Here is a 459-nt window from a genome sequence, read left to right on the forward strand (position 1 = left end):
TCCCCATAGGTACTCTCAAGCACGACGATGTCGGCTGACTCAGGCGGCGTCGGATCCGGCAGCAAGGGGGTGTGGGGCGCGCCCAGGTCACCGGAAAACAGCACCCGCGTGCGTGATCCGCCGTGGCTCAGATCGCATTCCACATAGGCCGACCCGAGGATGTGTCCGGCCTGCTGCAAGCGGATGCGCAGACCTGGATCACCGGCGATGAGGGAATGCCACTCACCATAACGCAAGGGCACCAGTCGTGTCTTCAGCAGTCGCAAGACCGCCTCGATCAAGCGGGCCTCGCGCGTGACCCCAACCTTCAGGGCATCCTCCAGCACCAAGGGAAGCAGCTCGGCCGACGCCTCGCTGCACAGGATCGGCCCACGAAATCCAGCCGCCAGGAGATGTGGCAGGCGCCCGACATGATCGATATGCACGTGCGTCAGGATCACGGCTTGGAGGTGTGCGACC

1 protein-coding gene is annotated in these 459 nt (G+C 64.5%); it reads right to left on the minus strand.

Going from position 1 to position 459, the window contains the following annotated elements:
* Nucleotides 1-440 (minus strand): MBL fold metallo-hydrolase (locus CKO15_RS13905; protein ID WP_338036079.1); only part of this gene is annotated, 440 nt, incomplete at its 3' end.
* Nucleotides 441-459: the final 19 nt, after the last annotated feature.

This window comes from Halorhodospira abdelmalekii, assembly GCF_016583625.1.
GTDB lineage: Bacteria > Pseudomonadota > Gammaproteobacteria > Nitrococcales > Halorhodospiraceae > Halorhodospira > Halorhodospira abdelmalekii.